This is a genomic window from Clostridium sp. Marseille-Q2269 (genome assembly GCF_943736985.1).
Taxonomy (GTDB): domain Bacteria; phylum Bacillota; class Clostridia; order Clostridiales; family Clostridiaceae; genus Clostridium_F.
The window spans coordinates 154,953-179,174 of record NZ_CALSFS010000005.1 but is presented as its reverse complement, the minus strand read 5'-3'; the positions used below and the strand labels follow the sequence as shown (position 1 = coordinate 179,174).

At 27.6% G+C, this 24,222-nt stretch carries 28 protein-coding genes and 1 pseudogene; 21 read left to right on the top strand and 8 right to left on the bottom strand.

The window, feature by feature from the left end:
- Positions 1-41: 41 nt before the first annotated feature.
- Entirely contained in the window at positions 42-209 is a 168-nt protein-coding gene (locus NGI68_RS08395; protein WP_251861024.1) for a ribbon-helix-helix domain-containing protein, read from the bottom strand.
- Positions 210-358: 149 nt separating this feature from the next.
- On the opposite strand from NGI68_RS08395, the gene NGI68_RS08390 reads away from it, so the two are divergent.
- From NGI68_RS08390 to NGI68_RS08370, 6 genes and pseudogenes are all read left to right on the top strand, one after another.
- Positions 359-1,084, top strand: coding sequence for a hypothetical protein (locus NGI68_RS08390; RefSeq protein WP_251861023.1), 726 nt, complete (start codon positions 359-361; stop codon positions 1,082-1,084).
- Positions 1,085-1,088: 4 nt separating this feature from the next.
- Entirely contained in the window at positions 1,089-1,211 is a 123-nt protein-coding gene (locus tag NGI68_RS16940) for a hypothetical protein (protein WP_286010097.1), read from the top strand.
- A gap of 12 nt (positions 1,212-1,223) precedes the next feature.
- Positions 1,224-2,096 (top strand): ParM/StbA family protein, encoded by an 873-nt coding sequence (locus tag NGI68_RS08385; RefSeq protein WP_251861022.1) that lies wholly within the window; start codon positions 1,224-1,226, stop codon positions 2,094-2,096.
- Positions 2,083-2,409 (top strand): hypothetical protein, encoded by a 327-nt coding sequence (locus tag NGI68_RS08380; protein WP_251861021.1) that lies wholly within the window; start codon positions 2,083-2,085, stop codon positions 2,407-2,409. The genes NGI68_RS08385 and NGI68_RS08380 overlap by 14 nt, the downstream gene beginning before the upstream one ends.
- Positions 2,410-2,742: 333 nt before the next feature.
- Positions 2,743-2,967, top strand: a complete 225-nt coding sequence (locus NGI68_RS08375; protein ID WP_251861020.1) for a hypothetical protein — start codon at positions 2,743-2,745, stop codon at positions 2,965-2,967.
- 62 nt (positions 2,968-3,029) lie between these two features.
- Positions 3,030-3,092: pseudogene (locus NGI68_RS08370) on the top strand (NADH peroxidase); the annotation flags it as partial.
- A 49-nt stretch (positions 3,093-3,141) separates the two neighbouring features.
- On the opposite strand, the gene NGI68_RS08365 reads toward NGI68_RS08370, so the two are convergent.
- The gene (locus NGI68_RS08365; protein ID WP_251861019.1) at positions 3,142-3,897 is read right to left on the bottom strand and encodes a glycerophosphodiester phosphodiesterase; all 756 of its coding nucleotides are present in this window, start codon (positions 3,895-3,897) and stop codon (positions 3,142-3,144) included.
- Positions 3,898-4,026: 129 nt separating this feature from the next.
- On the opposite strand from NGI68_RS08365, the gene NGI68_RS08360 reads away from it, so the two are divergent.
- From NGI68_RS08360 to lgt, 3 genes are all read left to right on the top strand, one after another.
- Positions 4,027-4,392, top strand: coding sequence for a hypothetical protein (locus tag NGI68_RS08360; RefSeq protein ID WP_251861018.1), 366 nt, complete (start codon positions 4,027-4,029; stop codon positions 4,390-4,392).
- 18 nt (positions 4,393-4,410) lie between these two features.
- Positions 4,411-4,899 carry a metallophosphoesterase gene (locus NGI68_RS08355; protein WP_502799377.1) on the top strand — a complete coding sequence of 163 codons (489 nt, stop codon included), beginning with the start codon at positions 4,411-4,413 and terminating at the stop codon, positions 4,897-4,899.
- Positions 4,900-5,267: 368 nt separating this feature from the next.
- The gene (gene lgt, locus NGI68_RS08350) at positions 5,268-6,029 is read left to right on the top strand and encodes a prolipoprotein diacylglyceryl transferase (protein ID WP_251861016.1); all 762 of its coding nucleotides are present in this window, start codon (positions 5,268-5,270) and stop codon (positions 6,027-6,029) included.
- Positions 6,030-6,198: 169 nt separating this feature from the next.
- On the opposite strand, the gene NGI68_RS08345 is transcribed toward lgt, so the two are convergent.
- The gene (locus NGI68_RS08345) at positions 6,199-6,384 is read right to left on the bottom strand and encodes a hypothetical protein (protein ID WP_251861015.1); all 186 of its coding nucleotides are present in this window, start codon (positions 6,382-6,384) and stop codon (positions 6,199-6,201) included.
- Positions 6,385-6,633: 249 nt separating this feature from the next.
- Between NGI68_RS08345 and NGI68_RS08340 the strand changes: the two genes are divergently transcribed.
- The 11 genes from NGI68_RS08340 to NGI68_RS08290 all read left to right on the top strand — a co-directional run bounded on the left by NGI68_RS08340 (position 6,634) and on the right by NGI68_RS08290 (position 18,130).
- Complete coding sequence (locus NGI68_RS08340) at positions 6,634-6,786, top strand: small, acid-soluble spore protein, alpha/beta type (RefSeq protein ID WP_078025114.1); 153 nt, start codon at positions 6,634-6,636, stop codon at positions 6,784-6,786.
- Between the two features lie 222 nt (positions 6,787-7,008).
- The gene (locus NGI68_RS08335; protein WP_251861014.1) at positions 7,009-8,301 is read left to right on the top strand and encodes an NCS2 family permease; all 1,293 of its coding nucleotides are present in this window, start codon (positions 7,009-7,011) and stop codon (positions 8,299-8,301) included.
- A 194-nt stretch (positions 8,302-8,495) separates the two neighbouring features.
- Complete coding sequence (locus NGI68_RS08330; protein ID WP_251861013.1) at positions 8,496-9,593, top strand: GIY-YIG nuclease family protein; 1,098 nt, start codon at positions 8,496-8,498, stop codon at positions 9,591-9,593.
- A 44-nt stretch (positions 9,594-9,637) separates the two neighbouring features.
- The gene (locus NGI68_RS08325; RefSeq protein ID WP_251861012.1) at positions 9,638-9,856 is read left to right on the top strand and encodes a hypothetical protein; all 219 of its coding nucleotides are present in this window, start codon (positions 9,638-9,640) and stop codon (positions 9,854-9,856) included.
- 413 nt (positions 9,857-10,269) lie between these two features.
- The gene (locus NGI68_RS08320) at positions 10,270-11,052 is read left to right on the top strand and encodes a short-chain-enoyl-CoA hydratase (RefSeq protein ID WP_251861011.1); all 783 of its coding nucleotides are present in this window, start codon (positions 10,270-10,272) and stop codon (positions 11,050-11,052) included.
- A gap of 34 nt (positions 11,053-11,086) precedes the next feature.
- Positions 11,087-11,920 (top strand): 3-hydroxybutyryl-CoA dehydrogenase, encoded by an 834-nt coding sequence (locus NGI68_RS08315; protein WP_251861010.1) that lies wholly within the window; start codon positions 11,087-11,089, stop codon positions 11,918-11,920.
- Positions 11,921-11,941: 21 nt separating this feature from the next.
- Positions 11,942-13,120 carry an acetyl-CoA C-acetyltransferase gene (locus tag NGI68_RS08310; protein ID WP_251861009.1) on the top strand — a complete coding sequence of 393 codons (1,179 nt, stop codon included), beginning with the start codon at positions 11,942-11,944 and terminating at the stop codon, positions 13,118-13,120.
- Positions 13,121-13,320: 200 nt separating this feature from the next.
- Positions 13,321-14,460, top strand: coding sequence for an acyl-CoA dehydrogenase (locus tag NGI68_RS08305; protein WP_251861008.1), 1,140 nt, complete (start codon positions 13,321-13,323; stop codon positions 14,458-14,460).
- Positions 14,461-14,472: 12 nt separating this feature from the next.
- Positions 14,473-15,252: an electron transfer flavoprotein subunit beta/FixA family protein gene (locus tag NGI68_RS08300; RefSeq protein ID WP_251861007.1), complete on the top strand. Its 780-nt coding sequence runs from the start codon at positions 14,473-14,475 to the stop codon at positions 15,250-15,252.
- A gap of 15 nt (positions 15,253-15,267) precedes the next feature.
- A complete protein-coding gene (locus NGI68_RS08295; protein ID WP_251861006.1) occupies positions 15,268-16,269 on the top strand; it encodes an electron transfer flavoprotein subunit alpha/FixB family protein in 1,002 nt (333 codons plus the stop codon).
- A gap of 244 nt (positions 16,270-16,513) precedes the next feature.
- Positions 16,514-18,130 carry a sigma-54 interaction domain-containing protein gene (locus tag NGI68_RS08290; protein WP_251861005.1) on the top strand — a complete coding sequence of 539 codons (1,617 nt, stop codon included), beginning with the start codon at positions 16,514-16,516 and terminating at the stop codon, positions 18,128-18,130.
- Positions 18,131-18,237: 107 nt separating this feature from the next.
- Here the strand turns inward: NGI68_RS08290 and NGI68_RS08285 are convergent, their stop codons facing one another.
- From NGI68_RS08285 to NGI68_RS08275, 3 genes are read right to left on the bottom strand one after another with little or no spacing between them, the layout of a single operon-like run.
- A complete protein-coding gene (locus NGI68_RS08285) occupies positions 18,238-19,212 on the bottom strand; it encodes an acyl-CoA dehydratase activase (RefSeq protein WP_251861004.1) in 975 nt (324 codons plus the stop codon).
- Positions 19,193-20,290, bottom strand: coding sequence for a 2-hydroxyglutaryl-CoA dehydratase (locus NGI68_RS08280; RefSeq protein WP_251861003.1), 1,098 nt, complete (start codon positions 20,288-20,290; stop codon positions 19,193-19,195). The genes NGI68_RS08285 and NGI68_RS08280 overlap by 20 nt, the downstream gene beginning before the upstream one ends.
- Before the next feature lie 2 nt (positions 20,291-20,292).
- Entirely contained in the window at positions 20,293-21,186 is an 894-nt protein-coding gene (locus tag NGI68_RS08275; protein WP_251861002.1) for an acyl-CoA dehydratase activase-related protein, read from the bottom strand.
- Between the two features lie 202 nt (positions 21,187-21,388).
- Between NGI68_RS08275 and NGI68_RS08270 the strand changes: the two genes are divergently transcribed.
- Positions 21,389-21,577, top strand: coding sequence for a ferredoxin (locus tag NGI68_RS08270; protein WP_251861001.1), 189 nt, complete (start codon positions 21,389-21,391; stop codon positions 21,575-21,577).
- A 108-nt stretch (positions 21,578-21,685) separates the two neighbouring features.
- Here the strand turns inward: NGI68_RS08270 and NGI68_RS08265 are convergent, their stop codons facing one another.
- Both NGI68_RS08265 and NGI68_RS08260 read right to left on the bottom strand, forming a co-directional pair.
- Positions 21,686-22,771, bottom strand: coding sequence for a putative NPN-dependent ornithine cyclodeaminase (locus NGI68_RS08265; protein ID WP_251860314.1), 1,086 nt, complete (start codon positions 22,769-22,771; stop codon positions 21,686-21,688).
- 70 nt (positions 22,772-22,841) lie between these two features.
- A complete protein-coding gene (locus NGI68_RS08260) occupies positions 22,842-23,915 on the bottom strand; it encodes a putative NPN-dependent ornithine cyclodeaminase (protein WP_251860315.1) in 1,074 nt (357 codons plus the stop codon).
- Between the last annotated feature and the right edge of the window lie 307 nt (positions 23,916-24,222).

The window sequence follows — 24,222 nt, the reverse complement described above, 5'->3', positions numbered from 1 at the left end:
TATAAATTCAAATAAAAAAAGATAACCAGTATAAAAGTTGGTTATCTCCTACCATATTTTTCTTGCAATAAAATTATAGCCTCATCTAATAATTTACTTAAAGGAATTTTAGTTTCTTTGGATAAATGTTTTAAGGCTTCTAATAGTTCTTTATCGTATGAAGCTGTATATCTCTGACGTGTCTTTAAATCATTATTTTTTTTATCCATATTTAAACCTCCAATAATATCTATAAATCTATTATAACATAACTTAACTAAGTTTAGTTATTTTTTTAGGAAATACACTTGACTAAGTTTCGTTAAGGGTGTATTATCTAAATATAACTTAACTAAGTTTGACCAAGGGGGTTAACATTATGGAAACTAAAGGATTTAGTCAAATATCAAATATATTAATTTTTGATTTAGGTCTATCAGGAAATGCGTTTTTGCTTTATGCCAAAATACAACATCATGTAGGTAAAAAGGATTTTAGATTAAACAGAGACCATATAAAATCCATTAGTGGATATGGAGAGACTGCCTTTAGAAAAGCATGGAAGGAATTAAAAGACAAAGAAATACTTATACAAACTAAAAAAAGAATAAAAGGAAAGTTTGTATATGAATATATTTTAAAATTTAAAGTTGAATCTAAAAAACAAAATAAAGAAGAAATAAAAAATACACAAGTAAAAGAAAATCCCATTGATAGTGATGGTAATGATCCAGTGAAAGGACAAGTTTATATAGATGAGGTTTTAGAGAATAAAGAAGAAATAGAAGATAAGAGCGTAGAATTGGTGGCTAATGAAACTGGATTTAATAAAAAAGAATCATATGAACTTTTACAACTTACTAATAATGATGCTAAAAAGGTGCTAGAGGGCTATAAATATGCTTTAAGTCAAAGTAATGTAAAGAATGTATTTAATTATACTAAATGGAGCATTAGAAATAATAAAACCTTAAGTAGTGCGTCTGCATCAAATAATAAAATAGATAGATTTAATAATTTTGAACAAAGAAATTATGATTTTAAAAAGTTAGAAAATTTATTAATAAATAAAGTGGGAACTTATAAAGAATGTTTAAGGAGTTGATAGTATGACTTTAGGGTCAAGAATAAGAGAAATTAAAAGACTTATTTTACATCAAAGAGATTCACGAACTAGATCAATATGGAAATCACATATAAAATTTTTAGAAAGTCAATTAAATAATAAATAGGAGGATTTAAAAATGAGTAAAATAACAGTGGTGGATTTAGGGAATATAAATGTTAAATATGTAGGGGATAATAAAGGGAGGTTTAGTAGTAAAATAACCAATGATTATCAAAGTTATGAAGAAGGATTTCAAAGAGTAGAATACAATGGAATAAAGACCTACATAGGCGTAGGAGAACTTTCAAGAGAGTTTAACAAAGCTGATAGAGATTATATGGCTCAATTATTATATGCTATAGGAAAGGCTAATAATGAAGAAACTAAGGAAACAAACCTAACATTATTATTACCTATAATACAGATGAAAAATAAAGCTAAATTAATGGAAACTCTTAAAGGTAAAACATTTAATTTTAAGTTTAATGGAATAGATAGGACTATAAAAATAAATGACTTATTGGTACTTCCTGAAGGTTATGCTTCATATTATAGTTTGGATGTAGAAGATAAAAAAGGTGATGTGTGTATACTTGACTTAGGTTCAAGAACTATTAATATATGTGTATTAGAAAATGCTAAGATAGTAAAAACTAATACAATTAAGTTAGGATCCTTTGATTTCTATTCTAAAATAAAAAGTATGGAGAATGCCAAGGGCGAAGATTACACAGAGGAAGATGTACAAAGGTTAATAAATAATGGATTAATTAAAGTAGATAGTAAACAGTATATTGAGTTTTTAGGTGATATATTAAATGCAGTAAAGCCATATGTAAATTTAAAAACATACAATACAATATTTACAGGTGGTACAAGCTTGATGCTTAAAGAATATATATCTAAACTTCCATTAAATAAATTTAAAGTACATAATAGTGCTTTAACAAGTAATGCTGATGGAGCTTTAGAAGCTTCAAAGAAGGTGTGGAGCAATGGCAATAAGTAAGAATAGCAGAAGGGTACAGTTTACTCTAAATGAATCTAAAGAAAAAGAAAAACAGATAATACAATTCCTTGATGAGTGCTTAAATCCTAATAGCACTATCAAGGAAATAATTTATAACTATATAGTGAGTAACTGTGAGAGCGGGTTACCAAAAGTGATTAAATCAGAAGTTACTCACTGTAATGATAAGTCAGCAAAAGTTGCTCAAAGTCATGATACTTTCAATGAAATAGTTACTCACTGTGAAGAAAAGTCACACGAAACCAGTGAGTTGGAATCAAACGAGTTGGAAGAATTGAATAAATTTTTATAGGTATAAGGATATTAATTTTTAACGTTGTAAATATAAATAAAATAAATAATAATGTATTAGTAAAACTGAATAAATTGAACATAATGAAAAGACAAATTTAAACTCTGGGATGTGATTCTCTAGAGTTTTTATGCTTTATTAAACTAGTAAGCTTGATATTAATATATATTATTATGTACCTAAAAGAGATGTGAAAAATATAACTGCATATTGAAAAGTAGTTATATTTATGGACTACATTAAGTCGAACAAGTGTTCTTGCAATTGGATATATATTCATATATAATTTAATTATGGTACATAGTAATTATAATAGTGATAGGAGATGTAATAATGTCTGTTAGAAAATTACAAAAGAAAAATGAATGTAAAATAACTTTTAATGGATTTACAGTAAATGAAGTATCTAAATTATTTAAGCTAACTAGATTAGAAGTATACAATATGATAATAAATAGCAAAATTAATGCTATAAGAACAAACAAAATATTAATACCAAGTTCAGAATTAAAAAAAATTGCCCACTTAGATTCTTATGTGGGTAAATGGTGGGGTTAGGGTATATACTTATAAGTTTAAGTCTATGTATATATTGATTTTACAAGGATTTATAATTGTAGTGTAAAGATGAAGCTAGACATGGTTCAGCATTTAGAGGATTATTAAACAGATATTTTAAATAGAATATTAAAAAAAGTTACTATTAAATTAGTAACTTTTTTTATTTTACATTTATTTAAATCTCATGAAATTGAAAGGATTATATTTCAATAAATTTAATAGTTGTGGTTTATTAGTTATAATTCCATCAACTTTATGTTTAATCATGTATAACATATCTTGCTTTTTATCCACTGTGAAAGTTAATATTTTCAAATCATTCTTTTTTAAAGTGTCAATATCTTTTTGAGAAAATAGTTTAACATAATTAAGATCCAAGCATAAATAATCTATTTCTAAACTTTTTTTCAGTTCTAAAGGATCATTTTGTAAGAAAAAAGCTAGAAGGCCGGTTTTAACATCTTTCGATATTTGTTTACATTTTAAAATACATGTGGGATTAAAAGATGTTATTATAGTTTTTTTCTCATAATTATAACTTTGGATCATATTTATCACATTTTTTTCTATTTCAGGTTCCCATTGCTTAATTTCTAAGTCTAATAAAAGATTATAAGGAGCTATTAAATCTAAAACTTCCTTAAGAGTAGGAATTTTAGAACCTTTAAATTTATTGCTAAAATGAGTTCCTGCATCTAGTTCTTTTATTTCATTAAGGGTTAAATTTTTCACTGAACCAGTACCATTTGTAGTTCTATTTAAAAATTCATCATGTATAACTATTAATTCATTATCTTTTGTCATATGAACATCTAATTCTATGCCATCACATTTTAATTGTATAGCTTTTTTAAAACTTTCTAAAGTATTTTCTGGAGCTAAAGAACTGGCACCCCGATGAGCTATATTTAAAGGAAAAATTCTCATTACTACCTCTCTTTCTTATAGTTCAATAATATTATCAATATATTATATGATTAATATTATTTATATGATTAATTATTTGTACATTAAGGCGTGATAACTCATATTATATAATTACAAAGGGGGTATACAATGAGTTTCAAAAATAAATTTTCAAAGATAAAAGATAATATCCAAAAAGAAGGATATAATTTAAAAGAGAAATCAGAAAATATTTATGAAGCCTCAAAAGTAGCATTTAAAATAAAATCTTTACAAGAAGAAATAGATTATTATTATAGAAAAATAGGTAGAAAAGTATATAAAAGTTATAATAAAGGCAAGATTGTAGAGGAAGACCATAAAAAATATTGCAAATCTATAGAAAAATTAAAAAAAGAAGTGAAAAACATGGAAGAAAAAAAATTAAAATATAGTGATAAAAAATTGTGCAAGCATTGTGGTAAGGAGATTTACTTGTATTCTGATTTTTGTAATCATTGTGGTAAAGGACAGTAGGAAGGTGATATTATCAAAATTGGTGTTATATCAGATACCCATATGAGTAAGCATACTAATAAAATAGAAAAACTTATGGACAAATGCTTTAAAGATGTGGATTTAATAATTCATTTAGGAGATTTTACTTCTCCAAAAGTTTTAGCGAAAATAAGAAAAAATAAAAAAATAATAGGAGTTTGGGGAAATAATGATGGTAGTATGTTAAGAAAGGAACTGAAAGAAAAAGAAATAGTTACTTTAAATGGATATAAAATAGGATTGTTTCATGGACATGGAACGGAAAAAAATACATTGGAAAGAGTTTATAATATTTTTAAGGATGATAATGTAGATATTATATTGTTCGGACATAGCCATCAACCTATTATAAAAACTAAAAATAAAACTCTTATTATAAATCCAGGATCACCAAGCAAAAAAATAAGAGAAAGATGGTTTTCATATGTAGTTTTAACTTTAAAGAAAGATAAAATAGAAACTAAAATTTGCTTTTACAATAAGTAATTTTTACAGATATTATATAAAAAATATGAAAAAGGATAATAAGGTTAGAGTTTAATAAATATTAATTTTATAATTAAAATTAATATTTATTAAATTTTGTTATTAAAATTTTTATTTACATAGTATTTATAGTATAATTACCATATTAAATAATTATTATAGTTCAAAATAATAAGCATTCTTTAAATTTCTATAATGACTTATTAAAGTAATAGTAATGTTTCAATAGTATAATAATTATAAATTTAATTAGTGTATAAAATTAACTTTATGAAGTATAAAACAATTTTTTACACAGTGGAATATAGAAAGATTGTAAATAATAAGAGTAATATTAAGATAAAATATATAGAATGAAGGTGATACACATGAATCCAATAGCATTTCATATAGGAAACTTACAAATTAGATGGTATGGTGTAATAATATCTATAGGAGTGGCTCTAGGACTATTATTAGCTATATATACTTGCAAAATAAGAAAAGCTAGTTATGATGAATTAATAAATATATTTTTAGTAGCATTTCCATCAGCTATTATAGGAGCTAGATTATATTATGTTATTTTTGAATTTGAAGATTATAAAGATAATCTAATTAATATATTTAACATAAGACAAGGTGGATTGGCTATTCATGGTGGAATTATTTTTGGTGTTTTAACAGTTTACATATACATAAAACATAAAAAAGAAAGTTTTTTCAAATATCTAGATGTAGCTGCTCCGTCTATAATATTAGGTCAAGCAATTGGAAGATGGGGAAATTTTTTTAATTCAGAAGCACATGGAGGCCCAGTAACAAAAGAATTTATAAGCAAATTTCCACAGCTTATACAAAAAGGAATGTTTATTCAGGGAGCATATTATCATCCTACATTTTTGTATGAATCAATCTGGAATTTTATAATATGTATTTTTTTAATTTATATTTTGAAAAAAACAGAAAAGAAGGGTTTAGTATTTATGTCTTACGTAGGATTATACTCTTTGGGAAGATTGTTTATAGAAGGTCTAAGAACAGATAGTTTATATTTAGGACCTATTAGGGTAGCACAGCTGGTAAGTATATCAGGCATATTTTTGTCTTTGTTTTTTATATATAATATAATAAAAAAATCAGCAAGATAGTGAAAATTATTATTTTTAACTATACTAAATAAGATAAACTTTATTATAATTTCAAAGGTATTTTTACATTTATAGAATATATAATCTATGATAACTTTTCAAATTATATTTAAAGAAGAGCCTATATTTATTTTGTAGGCTCTTTTGTTATATATTTTTATTTGTTAGATTATGTAAATTTACTTTCCAGATTTTCCTTTTGGGCTTCAATAGTTAATATAATAGCTCCGACTGCGGTAAGAAGATTTCCAAGTACACTTAATTCATTGATACTTCTTCCTTTAGATAATTCCAAAGCTATTAAATTAGCAAGAATAGATAATTGCTCAGGACTTATGCAATCTAGATCATCCATATAAATAACTCCTTTTATAATATATATTATATTAAATGATACAATAATAATAAATATTCATAATTAAATTTTATAAGAAAAATATAATATTAAAAAATAATAAAATACAAAATTAAAAATTACAAAATTAAAAATCTTATGTTTTTCAAATAAAAATAAGAAAAAATACATATAATACTTGTATTAATATATTATAAAACGACTAGTAAAAACCTATGATAATTCTTAAATATACTGGAGGTAAATAATATGGCACATAAAAATAATAAGAACAGTAAAAATAATAAAAAAGTAGGGCAAAAAACTAAAAAAGAGTTAGCCAAAATGAAAATAGAAACTTCAAATGAATTAGGTGTTTCTAATGAATCTAAAAAATTAGGAAAGAATAAAAAAGATAAATAGAATAAAAGAAATTATACATTGCCTTTAGGTTGTTGATAAACATGTTTTGTCAACAACCTTTTTTAATGTTTTGACATATTGTATTAAGAATAGTCAATATAATATATCAAAATAATAACTATTAAAAGCATATTAATGTTCGTACTTTTTATTGACTTTAAAACTAGTATTTGATACTATTTATTAGTGTCAAAAAAAGAAGAAAAATAGAAGGTGAACTATATGGAAAACTATTTTAAATTAAAAGAAAATGGGACAACTCCTAAGACTGAAATATTAGCAGGACTAACTACCTTTATGACTATGGCTTATATTTTAGTGGTAAATCCAGGTATATTGTCCCAAGCAGGCATGGATTTTGGAGCAGTATTTACAGCTACTGCTTTATCAGCAGCTATGGCTACAATGTTGACAGGCCTATATGCAAAATTGCCTTTTGCTCAAGCACCAGGGATGGGCTTAAATGCATTTTTTGCTTTTACTATAGTTAAGCAAATGGGATATTCTTGGGAATTTGCGTTAACAGCAGTATTTTTAGAAGGAATAATATTTATACTATTAACTGCTTTTAATGTTCGTGAAGCTATAGTAAATTCAATACCAAACAATATAAAAAAATCTATATCTGTAGGGATAGGATTATTAATAGCCTTTATAGGATTAGATAACGCTCATGTAATAATTCATCCCAAAGATGGAGGAACTATAGTAGCTTTAGGAAACATAACTAGCGGAGAGGCACTATTAGCTATTATAGGTATATTAATAACAGGAATTTTGTTAGCTAAAAATATAAGAGGAGCTTTATTGATAGGTATAATTATTACTACGTTAATTGGTATACCTATGGGGATAACTAAAGTTCCTACTAGCTTTTTCAGTGTTCCACCAAGTCTAAGTCCAATATTTTTAAAGTTTGAATGGCATAATATATTTACGCCTAATATGTTTATTGCTTTGTTTACACTATTATTTATGGATATGTTTGATACAGTAGGAACATTAGTAGGGGTAGCCACCAAAGCTAAAATGTTAGATAAGGATGGGAATGTACCAAGAGTTAAACAAGCTTTATTTTGTGATGCCATAGGGACTACTTTAGGGGCTTGCTTAGGAACAAGTACTGTTAGTACTTTCGTAGAGAGTGCCTCTGGAGTAGCAGAAGGTGGGAGAACAGGATTAACAGCAGTATCCACAGCAGTTATGTTCTTGATAGCATTATTCATATCACCATTATTTATAATGATACCATCACCAGCTACAGCGCCATCATTGATATTAGTGGGATTATTTATGATGTCACCTATAAAAGAAATAGATCTAGAAGATTTTACAGAAGCTATTCCAGCTTTTCTAACTATAATAATGATGCCATTATCTTATAGTATATCAGATGGTATAGTTTTTGGAGTAGTTTCTTATATAGTAATAAAAGCTTTAACTGGAAAAGTTAAAGATATAAGTTTAACTACATTTATAATAGGAATATTATTTGTGCTTAAATTCTTTATATAAATTTTTGTAAAGCCCTATGCCATATGCATAGGGCTTTATAATATTTTTAGTTGTTGTTTTTAATTATAAAAAAATAAAGTTTAACTTGTATATAAATTTTGTATGTTTACGGGTAGAGATTGTAACTAAAAAAATTGTATTTATTTGTGGTTATATATTATAATATTAATTAATTAAAACTTGGAGTTGGTATATTGAATTTAAAAGATAAATCAAAATTATTGCCACAGTCACCAGGAATATATATTATGAAAGATTCCTTAGAGAATATAATATATGTAGGAAAATCTAAAAATTTAAGAAAAAGAGTATATAGTTATTTTATAAAATTAAATAATGCTAGTTCTAAGGTTGAAAAACTAGTGAAGAATATTAAAGATTTTCAATATATATGTACTGATACAGAACTAGAAGCTCTATTATTGGAGTGTACATTTATAAAGAATATAAAACCACAATACAATAGACTTATGAAAAATCACGAAAAATATGTTTATATACAAATAAATAATAAAGATAAGTATCCTATAATTAAAGTAGTTTCAGAAATGATAGATGAAAATGTACTATATTATGGCCCTTTTATAAGTTATAATAGAACTCTAAAATTGGTAAATGGGGTAAATGAAATTTTACCTATAATAAAGTGTGAAAATTATGAAAAGAATAAATCAGCATGTATAAATTATGCTATAGGAAAATGTAGTGGACCTTGTATTGGAGAAATAACTTCTAGTCACTATAAAAAATATATAGATAAAATTATAAATTTTTTTCATGGAAAAAAAGATTTAATTATTTTATTAGAAAAATCTATGAGAGAGTATTCTGAAAATCTTGATTTTGAAAAAGCTCAAATATTTAAAGGATATATAGATACATTTATGGGCGTATATGAAGAACATAAACATATTGTTAAATTAAATAACTATAATAAACTTATTGTGGTTGATGTAAGTAAAAAGAGTGTACTTAAGGTTATTTTTATAAATAATCATAGTATAGAGTATATAAACACTATAAATATAGACAATATGTCTGAACACTATATAAAAGAATATTTTAAAGATTTATATTTAAGTGCATATTTGACGAATAATTATAAAGACTCCAAAAGTATAGTAAGTAAAGAATTTATAGATTATGGACACATAATTTTTTCATATATAAACATGAAAAAGGAAGATATAATATATAGCAATATAGAACAGGGTGATAGTGCTTGTGATTTAGTAGAAAAATCATTAAAATGGTCTAATTACATGATTGATAAATTACATAAATTTATATAAAATATTATTAATAAAATAATAAAATAAGATTAGGGGAGAACAAAATGCCAATAATTATAAGTAAAGAAAAAGATGATGATGATAGGCTCTATGTAAGTTTTAATTATACCCATGATAGAGTAGAGAGAATAAAAAAAATAGATGGTCACAAATGGAATGCTATAAAAAAGCATTGGAGTATTCCTAATAATAGGGAAACAATTGATAAGATAGTTTTAACTTTTTATGACGAAGAAGTGATGTTGGATGCATCTTTAATATAAAAATTTAAAGCACTTTAGAATAATACATTATTCTAAAGTGTTTTTTATATGGAGATAATTATCTAATAATATAATTACATTATTAGGCTTTAAACAGTTACTTAGTTATTTTTTTGTTATTGTATAAATCAGTATTTATAAAAAAGTAAACATGTATTAAAAATATACAGAACTTAATTTGACAGCTATTTTAAACTTATACATATACATAATTATTCATGTTAATAAATAAATGTATATAATAAATACAATTTTAAATATATAAAATAAAAATTTGATAGATAAATTTTTGTCATAGATTTATAGAAAAACTAAGCTATTATTGTAAAATAATAGCTTTAATTTTTTTCATTACAATATTTTTTTATCACTGGCATGAGCTTTGCTTAATATAAAGTTAAGGGGGTGGTTAAGTGGAAAGTCAGAATATTCTATTAGATAAAAAAAATCATATTGCTATTTTAACTTTAAACAGAGAATCAGTACTTAATGCCTTAAATACTGAAGTATTAAAAGAAATTAATATGATTTTAGATGATATAAAAAATGATGAAGAAACATATGTACTTATAATAACTGGAAAAGGTAAAGCTTTTATAGCAGGAGCAGATATTTCAGAGATGAAAGATAAAACTCCTATGGAAGCAAGAATATTTGGAGAGTTAGGACAAAGCATATGTAGAAAAATAGAAACAATGGAAAAGCCAACTATAGCAGCTATAAATGGATATGCTTTAGGGGGCGGATGTGAACTAGCAATGAGTTGTGATATAAGAATAGCTTCAGAAAAGGCTAAATTTGGGCAACCAGAGGTAGGATTAGGAATAACTCCAGGATTTGGGGGAACTCAAAGGCTTTCACGATTAGTAGGTTTAAGTAAGGCAAAAGAATTGATACTTACTACAGATATAGTAAAAGCACAAGATGCCTTAAATATAGGGATTATTAACAAAATGGTACCACCAGAAAGCTTATTAGAAGAGTCAGTAAAACTTGCAGAAAAAATAGTTTCTAAACCTCAATCTGCTGTAAGATATGCTAAAACAGCTATAAATGTAGGATATGAAACTAATATTGATACAGGAATGGTAATAGAAAAAGATGTATTTGGTCTATGTTTTGCTACAGAAGATCAAAAAGAAGGAATGAAAGCTTTTTTAGAAAAAAGAAAACCAAACTTTATTAATAAGTATTAAATTTTTAATCATTAAATTCTAAGGGGGTATAAATATGAGAGTATTTATTTTAGGTGGAGGAACAATGGGGTCAGGTATTGTTCAAGTTTTTGCTAAAGCTGGACACGAAGTTATTTTAAAAAGATTTGTTGGTAAGGGAATGGACAATATAATAAAGAGTTTTGAAAAGCAAGTTAAAAAAGGAAAAATATCAGAAGAAGAAAAAGATGAAATTATTAGCAGAATAACAGTTACTACAGATATGGATTTAGCTAAGGATGCTGATTTTGTAGTTGAAGCATCCTTGGAAGATATGAAGATAAAGAAAGATATATTTACTCAGTTAGATAAAATTTGTAAACCAGAAGCTATATTAACAACTAATACATCTTCTCTATCAATAACAGAAATTGCTAGTAGTACAAATAGACCAGATAAAGTAATAGGGATGCATTTCTTTAATCCAGTACCTGTAATGAAATTAGTGGAGGTTATAAAAGGAATAGCAACTTCAGAAGAAACTAAAGATGCTGTTGTTAACATGGCAAAGGATCTTGGCAAAGAACCAGTAGAAGTAGAAGAAGCACCAGGATTTGTTGTTAATAGAATGCTTATACCTATGATTAATGAAGCTATAGGTATATATGCAGATGGAATTGCTACTATTGAAGATATTGATTTAGCTATGAAATTAGGAGCTAATCATCCTATTGGACCATTAGCTTTGGCAGATTTAATTGGTAATGATGTATGTTTGGCAATAATGAATGTATTATATTCTGAATTTGGAGATTTAAAATATAGACCTAACCCATTATTAACAAAAATGGTTAGAGGAAATTTATTAGGAAGAAAAACAGGAAAAGGATTTTATGATTATACAAAATAATTAAATTTGGAGGTATGCAAAATGAGAAATGTTGTTATAGCTAGTGCAGTAAGAACACCTATAGGAAAATTTGGAGGAACATTAAAAAATGTTTCAGCTATAGAATTAGGAAGTATAGTTATTAAAGAGGCTTTAAAAAGAGCAAATGTAAAACCAGAAGACGTTGATGAAGTAATAATGGGAAATGTACTTCAAGCAGGCCTTGGTCAAAACTCAACAAGACAATCCGCTGTAATGGCAGGTATACCAGTGGAAGTACCAAGCTTTACAATAAATAAAGTTTGTGGTTCAGGTCTTAGAACAGTAAGTTTAGCAACTCAATTAATAAAATTAGGTGATAATGACATAGTGGTAGCAGGTGGTACTGAAAGTATGTCTACAGCTCCATATCTTTTACAAAAAGCAAGATGGGGACAGAGAATGGGAGATGGAAAAATCGTAGATGAGATGATAAAAGATGGTCTATGGGAAGCTTTTAATGACTACCACATGGGAATTACAGCTGAAAATATAGCAGAGCAATGGGGAATAACACGAGAAGAGCAAGATGAATTTTCAGCTAACTCACAACAAAAAGCAGAAAAAGCTATAAAAGAAGGTAAATTCAAAGAAGAAATAGTACCAGTAGTTATTAAGAGTAAAAAGGGTGAAACAGTATTTGATACTGATGAGTTCCCTAGATTTGCAACTACCAAAGAGAGCCTTTCTAAATTAAAACCAGCATTTAAAAAGGATGGAACTGTTACAGCAGGTAATGCTTCAGGAATAAATGATGGTGCAGCTGCTTTAGTAATTATGAGTGAAGAAAAAGCAAATGAATTAGGAATTAAACCTTTAGCTAAAATAGTTGGTTATGGCTCTAGTGGAGTAGATCCAAAGATTATGGGATATGGACCATTCTATGCAACTAAAAAGACATTAGAAAAAGCTAATTTAAACATAGAAGATATAGATTTAATAGAAGCAAACGAAGCTTTTGCAGCTCAAAGTTTAGCTGTAGCTAAAGATTTAGGATTTGACATGAATAAAGTAAATGTAAATGGTGGAGCTATAGCTTTAGGACACCCAATCGGATGCTCAGGTGCTAGAATTTTAACTACACTACTATATGAAATGAAAAAGAGGGATTTAAAACGTGGTTTAGCTACTTTATGTATAGGTGGTGGAATGGGAACTGCTATCATAATTGAAAGATGTTAATGCATTTTAATAAGAGATTTGAGATTTTCTAATTATAAGTGAGATTAACTCAATGACTCTTACAATATGATTAATATTGCATTATTAGAATATATTTTATTTTGATGATGCAATCAAATTTATTCTGACTTTTTATTATTTATTTAATTTAATAACTTTATAGCTAGAATAAAGTTTGGAAAATAATAGGGGGACTAAATATGGAATTTGGTTTATCACAAGAACAAAAATATGTTAAACAAATGCTAGAGGAATTCGTAAAAAATGAAGTAGAACCAATAGCTGGGGAAATAGATAAAAGCGAAAGATATCCCATGGAAACAGTAGAAAAAATGAGTAAATACGGTATTATGGGTATGCCATATCCAAAGGAATATGGTGGAGCAGACACTGATTATTTAAGTTATATTATTGCAGTAGAGGAATTAGCTAAGGCTTGTGGAACTACTTCTGTTATTTTATCATCACATGTGTCTTTATGCTGTTGGCCAATATTTACATTTGGAACAGAAGAGCAAAAGAAAAAATATTTACCAGATCTTCTAAGTGGTAAAAAGATAGGAGCTTTTGGTTTAACAGAACCTAATGCAGGAACAGATGCTTCAGCTCAACAAAGTGTAGCTGTTTTAGATGGAGATCATTATATATTAAATGGATCAAAGATATTTATAACTAATGGTGGAGTAGCCGATGTATTTGTAATATTTGCTATGACAGATAGAAGTAAGGGTGTTAAAGGTATTTCTGCATTCATACTAGAAAAGGGAATGCCTGGATTTAGTGTGGGAAAGACAGAGGAAAAGATGGGAATAAGAGCATCATCAACTACTGAACTTATATTTGAAGATGTGAAAGTTCCAAAAGAAAATATGTTAGGAAAAGAAGGAAAGGGATTTGGAATAGCTATGAAGACTCTAGATGGAGGAAGAATAGGTATAGCAGCCCAAGCTTTAGGAATAGCAGAAGGTGCGTTAAATGAAGCTATTGAATATATGAAGGAAAGAACACAATTTGGTAAAAAGCTTACTAAATTTCAAGGATTACAATGGTATATGGCAGAGATGAAAGTAAGAGTAGATGCTGCTAAATATCTTGTTTATAAAGCTGCATGGAAAAAATCTGTAGGAGAAAATTATACAATGGATGCAGCAGAAGCTAAGCTGTATGCAGCAGAAACAGCTATGTATGTAACAAATAAATCACTTCAAGTATTAGGTGGGTATGGATATACTAAAGATTATCCATTGGAAAGAATGTTAAGAGATGCTAAAATAACTGAAATATATGAAGGAACTTCAGAAGTTCAAAAAATGGTTATAGCTAATAACTTATTACACTAGGGGGAATTTTATATGAATATAGTTGTTTGCTTAAAGCAAGTACCAGATACAAACGAAGTTAAAATAGATCCTGTAAAAGGAACTTTAATAAGAGAAGGAGTTCCATCTATTATAAATCCAGATGATAAGAATGCCTTAGAAGAAGCTTTAATATTTAAAGAAAATAATAATGCTAAAGTTACTGTAATAAGTATGGGCCCTCCACAAGCTCAATATGCGTTAAGAGAGGCATTAGCAATGGGGGCGGATGAAGCAATACTTATATCAGATAGAGCCTTTGCAGGAGCAGATACACTAGCAACTTCATATGCCCTAGCTACTGCTATTAAAAAATTGGATTACGATATAATATTCGCAGGAAGGCAAGCTATAGATGGAGATACAGCTCAAGTAGGACCAGAGATGGCTGAGCATTTGAATATACCTCAAGTTACTTATGTGGAAAAGGTAGACTTATGTGATGGAAAATTAGAGGTAAGAAAAGCATTGGAAGATGGATATGAAGTATTATCTGTAAAAATGCCAGTACTTTTAACTGCTATAAAAGAATTGAACACTCCAAGGTATATGCACATGGCTAGAATATTTGAATGCTGCAACAAAGAAATAAAAATATGGAGTGCAGACGATATAGGTGCAGATAAATCACTTTTAGGCCTATCAGGCTCACCAACTAAAGTCAAAAAATCTATTACAAAGGAAACTAAAAGGGATGGCATTTTAGTAAATAAGCCTTTTAAAGAAGCCGCACAGTATGCAGTATCAAAATTAAAAGAAAAACATTATATTTAGGTTGGGGGAGATATGATGAATTTATCAGATTTTAAAGGCATATGGGTTTTTGCAGAACAAAGAGATGGAAAATTGCAAAAAGTAGCCTTAGAGTTATTAGGTAAAGGTAAAGATTTATCTAAAAAATTAGATGTAGAATTAACAGCTGTTTTATTGGGGCACAATGTTGACGATATAGCACAACAGTTAATAGAGTATGGAGCCGATAAAGTATTATATGTAAATAATCCACTGCTAAAAAATTATACTACAGATGGATATACAAAAGTTATACATGATTTAATACAAGAAATAAAACCTGAAATATTATTAGTTGGTGCTACTTATATAGGAAGAGATCTTGCACCAAGAATTTCATCTAGATTAAGTACTGGACTTACAGCAGATTGTACTGGCCTAGACATAGATGAAGCTACAAGAAATCTTTTAATGACAAGACCTGCTTTTGGTGGTAATTTAATGGCCACAATAGTTTGTGAGAATAATAGACCACAAATGTCTACAGTAAGACCAGGTGTATTTGAAAAATTAGAAAAAAATAGTAGTAGAAAAGGTAATATTGAAAATATAAATATTGATTTAAAAGAATCAGACATAAAAGTAAAAATCAAAGAAGTTATTAAATTGGCTAAAAAAATAGAAGATATAAGTGAAGCAAAAATACTTGTATCAGGTGGAAGAGGGCTTGGAGGTCCAGATGGATTCGAAAAGTTAAAAGAATTAGCTGATTTAATTGGTGGAGCAGTGTCAGGTTCTCGTGCAGTTGTGGATAGTGGTTGGATAGATAAAGCTTATCAAGTTGGACAAACAGGTAAAACTGTGAGACCTAATTTATATATAGCTTGTGGTATATCAGGCGCTATTCAACATTTAGCAGGAATGCAAGATAGTGACTATATAGTAGCTATAAATAAGGATGAATCAGCTCCAATAATGAAGGTGGCGGATTTATCTATAGTAGGAGACTACAAAAAAATACTACCATCCATGATAGATGAGATAAAACAGATGAAATAAAGTATAATTAATTATTTATAAAATTAATATATAAAACATATTTATATAATATGAGAAAAGAATGCAATATATTATTTGTGTATTGCATTCTTTTCTGTTGTATTAATTTAAAAAACATATAATATAAAGATTTATGAAAGTATTACTTAGTAATATGTGGATATTTAGCGTATATGGAAATTTGTCAGAAATTGTATTCAGGTATATAATGAATTTATAGGCAATTAATTAGGGGGTATATTCTATGTCTATGGAAGAAGATTTTAAAATCATAAGTGAAAACATTAACAAACATGTAGTTGATATTGAGGATAAAAGCAGTGCATTCCGCTGTAAAGGTTTACTAAAAGATGAAAAAAATAATAGACATATAGATATATTAATAAAGGATAAGAACTATTCTAATATTAACAAAAGTTTTAAAATAGAAAACAAAGATGAGTCACAATATATAGAACCTGTAGATTATAGTTTATATAGTGAAATGAAAAGAGATATAAAATATTACAGATCAATTATAGATGCCGTTAATAGGATTCTTTATACAATAAATGAATGCATAGTAGTTGTCAATGAAAGTGGAAGAATTATAATGATGAGTGAATGTTATAAGAACTTTGTTAATTGTAAAAATCCAGAAGGAAAGTATATAACAGATGTTATAAAAGGTACAATGTTACATAAGATTTTAAAAACTGGGAATACAGAAATTGGAGAAGTACAAAAGATTAATGATAGGGAAGTAATAACCACAAAAATTCCAATAAAGAAAGAGGGAAAAATCATTGGAGCTATAGGAAAATTAATATTTAAGGATATAAATGATTTTTATTTTTTAGCTAGGAAATTAGATAGTATAAAAAATTCTAATAAATATCATGAAAATAAATCAGAAAAAAATAGAGGAGCTAAATATTTTTTCAAAGATATTGTGGGTAATTCTCCTATCAGCAAGAATGTTAAAATTTTAGCTAAGAAATCTGGTAATACAAATTCAAATGTTTTAATAGTGGGGGAAAGTGGAACAGGTAAAGAGTTATATGCTAATTCAATTCATAATGTTAGTAATAGAAAATTAGGACCTTTTATAAAAATTAATTGTGGGGCTATACCAGCAGAACTATTAGAATCTGAATTATTTGGATATGAAGATGGAGCTTTTACAGGAGCTAAAAAGGGTGGAAAAAAAGGAAAGTTTGAGCTCGCAAATGGGGGAACTATATTTTTAGATGAAATTGGGGATATGCCAATGTGCATGCAGGTTAAGCTTTTAAGAGTAATTCAAGAAAGAGAAGTTGAAAGAGTAGGGGGAAATGTATTAAATAAAATTGATGTTAGAATAATTGCAGCTACAAATAAAAATCTTGAACAATTAGTTAAAGAAAATAAATTTAGAATGGATTTGTATTATAGACTTAATGTTATAAGAATTAATGTTCCACCTCTAAGAGAAATAAAAGAGGATATTTTATTAATAGCAGATTCTTTAATAGAAAAAGTATCTAGGAAATTAGGAATATATATAAAAGGAATGTCTGATGAAACTAAAGAGTATTTATGTAACTATAGCTGGCCAGGAAACATTAGAGAATTAGAAAATGTGATAGAAAGATCTGCTAACTTATTAGATTCCGATTGTATTATAAAATCACAACATTTACCAAAGGAGTTATTTAAAAAAAATATAACACAAAATTATATGCATCAAGATAAGTATTTAAAGGACATAATTTCAGAAGTAGAAAAAGAAGTCATCTGTAATTGTTTGGAAAAAAATAAAGGGAATAAAAATAAGACATCTAAGATATTAGGAATAAGTAGAGCAAGTTTATATAAAAAAATATCAGAATATAATATATAGTCAGAATATAATGTGTAATCAAGAATATAGTTAAAATGTAAAATACAATTATATAATAAAAAAACAACAGAGAATTATAGCGTTAACTCTGTTGTTTTTATTAAATTTTAAGAAGATGTTTTTTCGTATTGTAATGTATTACTCCATTTACCACATCTATCACCAAAACAACCCAATGTAACATTTTTGTCTAATATTTTTACTATTTCACATGCATTAGCACATCCGTTACATTCAAAAGTATTGGAGAGAACCTTGCTATCATATATATCAAATCCTCTAAAATTTGTAGTAGAGTGAGATTTATTTAATTTATTTTTTGCTATTAGAGCAGCTCCTATAGATCCCATTATTTTATGATGCTTAGGTATAATAATTTCATGACCAAGGGCTCTTTCAAAAGAATCTTTAATACCTTTGTTGGCAGCTACGCCGCCTTGGAAAAATATTTTTGGAAGAATTTCTTTACCTTTACCAACATTATTTAAGTAATTTCTAACTAGTGCATCACAAAGTCCTCTTATTATGCTTTCACGAGTGCAACCTAATTGTTGCTTATGTATCATATCAGACTCAGCAAAAACAGCACATCTTCCAGCAATTCTTACAGAAGATGATGCATTCAAAGAATAATCACCTAAATCTTCTATAGGAATTCCTAATCTTTCTGCTTGCCTATCTAAAAAGGAACCTGTTCCAGCGGCACAAACAGTATTCATAGCAAAGTCCGTAACTATCCCATTTCTTAAAAGTATTATCTTAGAATCTTGTCCGCCAATTTCTATTATAGTTTTAACATCTTTATCTAAGTTTAAAGCTGCTATAGCATGAGCTGTTATCTCATTTTTTACAGCATCAGCTCCTATTAAATAAGAACCTATAATTCTACCACTACCTGTGGTACCTACTGAATAAATCTGTTTATTATCATATTTATTGCTTAATATTTTAAATCCTTCTTGAATAGTTTTTATAGGATTTCCTTTAGTTCTTAAGTACAAAGCATCAATTACAGAATTATTATCATCAATAATAACTATATCTGTACTTACAGAACCTATATCAACGCCCATATAGTACATTATCTTGTCTCCTTTCTAATAAATCTATAAAAGCTTCTATACGTGTTGAATAGCCAGCTTCTCCTGTCATCTCATCTACTACAAGTGACATAATAGGAAAATCTTCATTTTTAGATATAGTAGGAAGTATGGATTTAGAAACAATTTCTGGCATACAGCCTAAGGGAAATATTTGAATAGCTCCATGAAATCCATTTTTTTTTGCAAGAACAGCTTCCCCAATACATTCTCTTCCATAACCACCTATACCTAATGATAAATATTTTTTAGAAGCTTTTCTCAGTGAAAGACAATTAAGATTAAAAGGTGATAGGGCAGTATTTTTTACCCACCAACTAGGATATAGAATTTTAGAAGTACAAACACCCAAATCCATTAATTTATCTTCAATATAAAGATTTGAAAAAGGTTCAATTATAGTATAAATCTCTCCTATTATAGCTATTTTTAATGGAGTTTTAGATTTATCAATAGGTACTTCTTGCAATTTTTTATGATAATTATTTACTAGAGAAATCATTTCTTTAGCAGTTTTGCAATTTAAAATATCACTTTTACAATCCCAAAGAATTTTTTTTGATTGTCCTTTATTTACTTCATAACCAGCTTTTATTTTTGCCTTTTTATCCAAAGAATCCATTAAGTTTATTATTTTCAGACCATATATTAATGAAGAAAATTTTTTCATAGAACTTTTATTACTATGGACTGCTATTTTATTTATTCTTTTTATGAATTCATCTTTGCCTATGTCCTTAGGAGAATCTATAACTATAAAATCTAAATTATAGCCTAATTTTTTTAATGTATTCATTTGTAGTTCACAGTATTCTCCAAATCTACACGGACCACAACTACCTGCTATTACTATAGTATCAGCACCTTGCTCTATACTTTCAATATAATTGCCAATCATTATTTTAAATGGAAGGCATATCTCATCAGGCGAGTAAAGAGAACCTATTTCTAAAGCTTTTTTATTACTAGCCTTAGGTATTATGTATTCTATTCCTAAAGTATCAAATATTGCTTTAGCTGCATAACAACTATTACCTAGATGCGGGAATGTAACTTTCAAAATTAAATGCACTTCCTTTCTAGCATATCTGTAAAGGCTTCAATTCTGGTGTGAAATCCTGCCTCACCTGTTTGTTCATCTATTTTTAGAACTAATATAGGAAAATCTTTTAGTTTATTTTTTATAAGATCTATTATTATAGAATCTATTCCACATCCAAATGAGGATATGTATATTATTCCGTCTACTTTATGTTCACTACCTAAATAAGCTGCAGCACCATAAGAATTTTTAGCAAAACTCCAAAAAGGTTTTTTAAATAATTCATTTACATATCTATTTTTATCACATTCACTTACTAACTCTTCAGTTACTACACCTATATTTGATTTTTCTAAAATATTTACTATATTCATATTTACATAATCATCATAAATATTATATGGATGACCTAATAATGCTATATTTAAATTTGGACATAATTTATTTATGCCAGTATAAAAATTTTCTTGAGCTTTTAAAGCTATATTATAAGACCTAAGTATTTTAGGAATATTTTTAGTTATATTTAGTCCAGCTTTTAATGCCCAATTTCTAAGGCTACATTTTGAATGATAATAAATAGGATAGGTAATAGTTTTTGGCATATTGGGTATATTGTTTATAATCATTTCTGGCAATCCACAAAATTTAGGACATATATATTTATTCTTTTCTATCTGCATTATTCTAGGAAGCAGCATGATATCGCACTTATTCTTAATGGAGTATACATGTCCATGAAAATTTTTTATGGGTAAACAAGCTTCATCTACACAAAGCTTTACTCCATAATCTAATATATTTTTATTGGTGTTGGAAGAAGTTATAATTTCAGCACCTAATTCCTTAAAAAAACTATTGAAAAATACATTATATTTACAATAAAGTAATCCTCGAGGTATTCCTACTTTCATAAATCTTACTCCTTTAATTTATAATTCTTTATAAATTATTGACAAATGTCCATTAAGTATTCAAATATATAGTAATAATATTTTTTCATTTGCAGAGAATAGATATAAGACAGTATTAAATATTAAATAATGTAAGTAATTTAAAAATATATAAATTTTGAAAGGAAGGTGAAAACGTAGTTTTGCTTAAACTACGATAGTTATGAAAGCTTATGTAGATAAAGATACTTGTGTTGGATGTGGATTATGTCCTAGTATATGTGGTGATGTATTTGAAATGAGAGATGATGGAAAAGCTCATGTTATAGTAGATAGTGTTCCAGAAGAGGTAATACATTTAGCCGAAGAAGCTAGAGATTCTTGTCCAGTAGTAGCTATTGAAGTTGAATAATTAAAATTTTATATTTATTATGTATTTAGATTAGTATATAGAAAAGTAAAGCTAGAAAGTATATAAATAGAAAAATGAACACCTATTAATAGGTGTTCATTTTTCTATTTATTTAACTAAAGATTTAGCCACATTTATAATAAAATCTTGAGCATTTGTAACTAGAGTTTTAACTTCTAGAGTACCTCTGTCTGATAGTTTGTTAACAGAGAATTCTTGTATATCTATAGAGTAGATATATACAGGTCTAACAACACCGTCTTTTACTGTATAAGATGGTGTCATATTTCCTGAAGCTATAGTATGAAGTACTGTAGATAAACATATAAGCATAGTAGCTTTTCTTGTATGTTTTCTCATAGCATCTTGAGCTTCATATACATTGTCGTAAACATTAGGTAAAGTAAATCTATCTCTTATAGTACCAGCAAGTACTACAGGGACATCTTTTTCTACACAAGCTTTTAATATACCATCTTTAACTTTTCCAGAGGCCATAAGTTCTTCTAAGGAACCAGCTTTTCTAGCTTCATTTATAGCTTCCATGTAGTTATAATGAGCATTTCTATCAGCTTCAAAAGTTTCTTGTCCTAAAACTGTTCCGTACATTCCTTTTTCTAAGTCATAGGTTGCAAGAGTATTTCCAGATAAAATAGCATTAACATATCCGTTTTCCACTAGAGATGCAAAAGCCGCTCTTGATTCATCATCTAATGCAACTGATGGTCCTAAAACCCAAACGATTTTTCCATTATGTTCTCTTTCATATTTCATTATTTCATATAGATCATCATAATCTTTAGAGAAAGCTGTTTCTCTTGATCTACCACTTCTAAATGCAAATGTATCTGAATTTCCGTCTTTAGCTACAAATCCACCAGCATACATGTATATTCCTTCGCTAGCATCTTCAGTTCTTCCTACTACAACCTTATCTCCAAGTTTAAGATTTCTAAATTCTACAACATCTATATGGTCATCTGGAGTAACAACTGCAACGGTATCCATACGACTTTCATTAGCTATTACCCATTGTCCTTTAATTTTAAAATATTCAGGATATATTGATAATGCATGATAGTGTCTAGGAGCAACTCCTTCTATAACTACTTCTTCAGTTTTACAATCCGGTGCTTTAACAAGAAAATCTTGTGTAAAATCTGGTGGCGTAAATTTTGGTAATTCGAAACTCATTTAAAATCTCCTCCTAATAATATATTAATGTGTCTTAATATTTTCAAAAATTAAGGGTTTAAAATCTATATTAAAGAACGTTCTTTTGAACATTAACAACAAAGTCTTGAACATTGGTAACTATAGTTTTAACACCTACATGTTCTCTAGCTGCTGCTACTTGGTTAACTGCATATTCAGCAATATCTATAGAGTAAACGTATACTGGTCTCACCTTACCATCTACAACTTTATAAGATGAAGCTAAATTTGCAGTAGCTACTGAGTGAAGAACTGTAGCAAGACAAATTATAACCGTTGCTTTTTCAGCTTGTTCTTTCATAGCATCAAGTCCAGAGGTTACATTGTGATAAACTGGAGGAAGTGGACCATCATCTCTTATTGATCCTGCAAGAACTATTGGGATGTTATGTTCTACACAAGCTTTTATAAATCCATTTTTAACATTACCTTCAGAAAGTAAAGCTTCTATAGATCCAGCTCTTCTAGCTTCATTTATAAGGTCTAAGTGATTATAATGTCCCATAGGAACTGATTCTTGAGTATATATGTTTTGTCCTAATGCAGTACCTAAAAGTCCTCCTTCTAAGTCGTGAGTAGCCATGGCATTACCAGCCATAAGAGCACTTACAAATCCTTTTTCAGCAAGGTCTGATAAAGCAACTCTAGTATCATGGTCAAATACAACAGCAGGTCCTAACACCCAGACTATATGTCCGTTATTTTCTTTTTCATATTTTAATAATTCATATAATTCTTTGTAGTCTCTTGAAAAGGATGATTCAACAGATCTTCCAAATCCTACTCTTGGTATATTGTTAAAGCCTTGGGCATATCTATAGATCCCTTCGCTGCCATCTATAGCATGTCCTAAAATAACCTTATCTCCAACTTTAAGACTTCTAAATTCCACAACTTCCATAGTGCTATCATCTTTAACTACTGCAGCACAATCTAAAGAAGTTTGGTTTGGTAAAACCCATTCACCTTTAACTTTAAAATACTCTGGTAATACAGAAGTCATATGAAATCCTGCCGGAGCTACTCCATCTTTTTCAACTTCACCTATTTTAACATCTGGTGCTTTAACAAGAAAATCTTGTTTAAAATCTGGTGGTGTAAATTTTGGTAATTGAAAACTCATTTTTAAAATTCCTCCTTAATGTACTATATTAAAAATTGTATTGGGGTTATATAAATATAATATTATTAAAATTATTAATTTGTATTATGAGAATTAAATATTGTTACTTTTAGGTTAAATTTTTAACTTTTAATATAACAATAACAAATAATAGTTCTTTATGACAATAAAAAACAAAAATTAAAGTTGATTTATATTTTTACAAATTAATACACACACAATGACACACTAAAAAAGTATCACTTCACATAGAAAGGAAATGTTATGTAAAGGATATTATTTGAAAGATTCAAATATACAAAATGTT

Coding starts and splice junctions, on each gene's coding strand:
- NGI68_RS08395 (WP_251861024.1), bottom strand. CDS start 209: ATGGATAAAAAAAATAATGATTTAAAGACACGTCAGAGATATACAGCT.
- NGI68_RS08390 (WP_251861023.1), top strand. CDS start 359: ATGGAAACTAAAGGATTTAGTCAAATATCAAATATATTAATTTTTGAT.
- NGI68_RS16940 (WP_286010097.1), top strand. CDS start 1,089: ATGACTTTAGGGTCAAGAATAAGAGAAATTAAAAGACTTATTTTACAT.
- NGI68_RS08385 (WP_251861022.1), top strand. CDS start 1,224: ATGAGTAAAATAACAGTGGTGGATTTAGGGAATATAAATGTTAAATAT.
- NGI68_RS08380 (WP_251861021.1), top strand. CDS start 2,083: ATGGCAATAAGTAAGAATAGCAGAAGGGTACAGTTTACTCTAAATGAA.
- NGI68_RS08375 (WP_251861020.1), top strand. CDS start 2,743: ATGTCTGTTAGAAAATTACAAAAGAAAAATGAATGTAAAATAACTTTT.
- NGI68_RS08365 (WP_251861019.1), bottom strand. CDS start 3,897: ATGAGAATTTTTCCTTTAAATATAGCTCATCGGGGTGCCAGTTCTTTA.
- NGI68_RS08360 (WP_251861018.1), top strand. CDS start 4,027: ATGAGTTTCAAAAATAAATTTTCAAAGATAAAAGATAATATCCAAAAA.
- lgt (WP_251861016.1), top strand. CDS start 5,268: ATGAATCCAATAGCATTTCATATAGGAAACTTACAAATTAGATGGTAT.
- NGI68_RS08345 (WP_251861015.1), bottom strand. CDS start 6,384: ATGGATGATCTAGATTGCATAAGTCCTGAGCAATTATCTATTCTTGCT.
- NGI68_RS08340 (WP_078025114.1), top strand. CDS start 6,634: ATGGCACATAAAAATAATAAGAACAGTAAAAATAATAAAAAAGTAGGG.
- NGI68_RS08335 (WP_251861014.1), top strand. CDS start 7,009: ATGGAAAACTATTTTAAATTAAAAGAAAATGGGACAACTCCTAAGACT.
- NGI68_RS08325 (WP_251861012.1), top strand. CDS start 9,638: ATGCCAATAATTATAAGTAAAGAAAAAGATGATGATGATAGGCTCTAT.
- NGI68_RS08315 (WP_251861010.1), top strand. CDS start 11,087: ATGAGAGTATTTATTTTAGGTGGAGGAACAATGGGGTCAGGTATTGTT.
- NGI68_RS08310 (WP_251861009.1), top strand. CDS start 11,942: ATGAGAAATGTTGTTATAGCTAGTGCAGTAAGAACACCTATAGGAAAA.
- NGI68_RS08305 (WP_251861008.1), top strand. CDS start 13,321: ATGGAATTTGGTTTATCACAAGAACAAAAATATGTTAAACAAATGCTA.
- NGI68_RS08300 (WP_251861007.1), top strand. CDS start 14,473: ATGAATATAGTTGTTTGCTTAAAGCAAGTACCAGATACAAACGAAGTT.
- NGI68_RS08295 (WP_251861006.1), top strand. CDS start 15,268: ATGAATTTATCAGATTTTAAAGGCATATGGGTTTTTGCAGAACAAAGA.
- NGI68_RS08290 (WP_251861005.1), top strand. CDS start 16,514: ATGTCTATGGAAGAAGATTTTAAAATCATAAGTGAAAACATTAACAAA.
- NGI68_RS08285 (WP_251861004.1), bottom strand. CDS start 19,212: ATGTACTATATGGGCGTTGATATAGGTTCTGTAAGTACAGATATAGTT.
- NGI68_RS08275 (WP_251861002.1), bottom strand. CDS start 21,186: ATGAAAGTAGGAATACCTCGAGGATTACTTTATTGTAAATATAATGTA.
- NGI68_RS08270 (WP_251861001.1), top strand. CDS start 21,389: ATGAAAGCTTATGTAGATAAAGATACTTGTGTTGGATGTGGATTATGT.
- NGI68_RS08265 (WP_251860314.1), bottom strand. CDS start 22,771: ATGAGTTTCGAATTACCAAAATTTACGCCACCAGATTTTACACAAGAT.
- NGI68_RS08260 (WP_251860315.1), bottom strand. CDS start 23,915: ATGAGTTTTCAATTACCAAAATTTACACCACCAGATTTTAAACAAGAT.